This is a genomic window from Corallococcus sp. CA054B, assembly GCF_003611625.1.
GTDB lineage: Bacteria > Myxococcota > Myxococcia > Myxococcales > Myxococcaceae > Corallococcus > Corallococcus coralloides.
Genome location: NZ_RAVY01000443.1, coordinates 1 through 413, shown reverse-complemented (window position 1 = coordinate 413; position 413 = coordinate 1). Strand labels below are relative to the sequence as shown.

Below are 413 nucleotides of genomic sequence, written 5' to 3'. Positions count from 1 at the left end.
GCGTACTCCGGGTCGGTCATGATCGTCGCCGGGTTGGAGTTGACCAGCACGACGTCGTAGCCGTCCTCCAGCAGCACCTTGCACGCCTGGGCGCCGGAGTAGTCGAACTCGGCGGCCTGGCCGATGACGATCGGGCCGGAGCCCAGGACGAGAATTTTCGAAATGTCGTTTCTACGCGGCATGGGGACTCGGCTGGTTGGCGGACCGCGGAACGGCGGACGGCGGAGGTTGGCGGACGGCGGAATGGCGGGACACGTTCTCCGCTGTCCGCCGTCCGCCAACCTCCGCCGTCCGCGATTCCGCGGTCCGCAAACTCATCCAATCAACTCCAGGTATCGATCAAACAAATAGGTCGCGTCATGCGGCCCCGGCCCCGCCTCCGGGTGGTACTGAGCGGTTGCGCCCTTCACGTC

General features: G+C 66.1%; 1 protein-coding gene. It reads right to left on the bottom strand.

Annotated elements, in window-relative coordinates; genetic code table 11:
- On the bottom strand, positions 1-182 hold a 182-nt coding region (locus D7V80_RS41240; protein ID WP_147447422.1), incomplete at its 3' end, for a hypothetical protein.
- Positions 183-413: the final 231 nt, after the last annotated feature.